2 protein-coding genes and 1 pseudogene are annotated in these 2,665 nt (G+C 45.7%); 2 read left to right on the plus strand and 1 reads right to left on the minus strand.

The window, feature by feature from the left end:
* Nucleotides 1-120 (plus strand): annotated as a pseudogene (locus tag PX481_RS06980) (DNA polymerase III subunit delta); the annotation flags it as partial.
* Nucleotides 121-183: 63 nt separating this feature from the next.
* Nucleotides 184-1,842, plus strand: coding sequence for a CHAT domain-containing protein (locus PX481_RS06985; protein ID WP_288094120.1), 1,659 nt, complete (start codon nt 184-186; stop codon nt 1,840-1,842).
* Between the two features lie 121 nt (nt 1,843-1,963).
* Here PX481_RS06985 and corA read toward each other — a convergent pair.
* A partial coding sequence (gene corA / locus PX481_RS06990; protein WP_288094122.1) for a magnesium/cobalt transporter CorA occupies nt 1,964-2,665 on the minus strand: 702 nt, incomplete at its 5' end.

Raw genomic sequence — 2,665 nt, forward strand, 5'->3', positions numbered from 1 at the left:
CAACTTCTCGCCACCTTGCCCATACTTCTCGAATTAGAATATCGTCTCAAGCGGGGTGCAGAACCTTTGGCGACTTTGCAAACCAAAATTATCGAACTTTGTTGTTTATTGGTGACTTAATACTCTTCCTTGCTTTTCAGAAATCCTCTAGAATAGGATTATATAGACTTCTAAATAACCACAATGACCGATGATGCCATCCCTAGTCTAAACTTAGCGATCTCTAGTTTAGCGACAAGTAATCATTTCGCCCGTTGGGTGACGAAAGCACCCCTACCGGGGGGATATGTGCATCATGACTGTGAATGGACCGAGAGTCTAACCACGGAATGGATGGCATGGCAGGAAATGTTCTGTCTGCAAAAAATGCCGACCTTACCGATGTTAGAGCAATTAGAAGCAAATTCTCGACCTAAACTGACTCTTTCGGGAGAAGGCGGCAGTTATGGCGGTCAATTGATGCAGAAACTAGGTATTAGTCTCTGGCAATGGTTATTTCAAGCATCAATTGGTCAAAGTTTCGCCCAAAGTCAGGGAATCGCCCTCGGCAAAAATCAGCCCCTGCGAATTCGCTTGGAATGTCGCAACCCCTATTTAATTCTGCTGCCCTGGGAAATTATGCAGCAAGCAGGTAAACAGGCTATATCTCTGCATCCGAATATACTCTTTAGCCGCACCACCAGCGATGTGGAACCATTGCCACCGATAAAACCGACTAATAGTCTCAATATTCTCTTAGTTATCGGCGAAAAACAGATTAAAACCGCCGCTAGTTCCCGCAATCTCACCGCCATTAATACGGGTGGAGAAACTAATTCCGACCAGGCACTGGAATCCGAGGCCGCCAATCTCATCCGGGCCATCTCCCCTGGGGGCAGTAGTTCCCTCCCTGAGAATTTGGGAGTGAAAGTCAAAGTCGATACCTTAATTCGACCCGAGGCCGAAGAACTGACCAGGGCCTTGGATACGGGTAAATATCAAGCTTTTTTCTACGCCGGTCACGGAATGGCCGCCCCCAATGGCGGTTCCCTATTTCTGCGGCCGGGGGAACAGCTAAACGGGACGGAGTTAGCCCAAGCTTTGGTGAGAAATCAGGTTATTTTAACGGTTTTTAATGCCTGTTGGGGTGCTTATTCCGCTAAATCGGGTCAGGAGATGATCCCCCGCAGCAGTCTGGCGGAAGTCTTGATTCACCACGGCGTTCCCGCAGTTTTGGCCATGCGAGATGCGATCGCAGATCGCGAGGCCTTGAGTTTTATCGAAGTTTTTACCCGCACCCTCTTCGGGTTCAAAGACAAAGAAGCGCAGATGTCCACGTTGTTTCCCGGTCCGAGAGTCCCTATTGATCAGGCCGTTCGTATCGCCAGGCAGCAATTATTAACCCTCTACAAGTACAATCAACCCGCTTGGACTTTGCCGATTCTCTATATGCACCCAGAATTCGACGGGCAATTGCTGCAAACCCTTGATGAGACTCAATCACCGACGGTTATGCCCAATGTCTCCAGAACCATGCCCGCCGCTTTCTTATACTATCTCGATCGTCCCGAAAGAAAATGGTCAATCCGTGGTGGTGGCATGAATATAGGACGGGACATGGAAAATGATCTACAGATTGCTGAAAAATGGGTTAGTAAAAACCATTGTCGGATAATTTGCCGTAAAAATGCCGATTATCCAGACTATCAATACTTTCTCGCAGATTTCTCCCGTTTTGGTACTTTTATCTATCAAGATGGCCACTGGAAACAGGTTCATAACCAAGAAGTTCCCCTAGAGTCCGGTTTACAGATTCGCTTCGGCAGTTGCCAAGGCCAAATCCTCGCATTTGTGGTGGAATAATTAGGGTTGGCTGAAAAAGTTTGTCGTCGGGGTGGGGTGTGGGGTGTGGGGTGTGGGAAGAATAAATAGAAATAATCTCCTGTCTCCTGTCTCGGAGTCTCCTGACTCCTGCCTTCGTTAACTAAGTTTTTGCTTCCTCTTTCAGGGAATAAATTGGTTTAAACCAACCTTTGCGCCAGAAGTAGAAAATTAAGCCCCCCGCTACGGCTAACATGACTAACCAGACAAGGAAATAACTCCATTCTCCTTTTAATTCTGGCATATTCTCGAAGTTCATGCCATAGACACCAACGATAAAAGTTAAGGGAATAAAAATCGTCGAAATTACGGTTAAAAACTTCATAATTTCGTTTAATTTATTGCCCATAGTGGACATATAAACATCCATCAAACTCGCCGCTAATTCTCGATAAGCTTCGATAATTTCCAGAATTTGAATGACGTGGTCGTAGGAATCCCGAAAATAAATTTGTACTTCATCGCTGACTATACCATGATGGTCACGCATCAGTAAATGTAGGACATTTCGCATCGGCCAAATTAAGCGACGCAGTGCCAATAATTCCCGACGGACATCATAGATTTCCTGCATGGTATCTCGATCAGGATTACTAATGATCATATCTTCCAACGCCTCAATCCGATCTTCGTAGTGTTCTACCACGGGAAAATAACCATCGATAATCGTGTCTAATAATAAATAGGTTAAATAATCCGCCCCCGATTTCCGTACTCGTCCCTGGGAAGTGCGAATTCGATCTCTGACTATCTCAAAACAGTCCTGTAATTCCTCCTCTTGAAAACTTAAAAGATAGCGTTTTCC

This window comes from Microcystis sp. M53603_WE2, assembly GCF_030065435.1.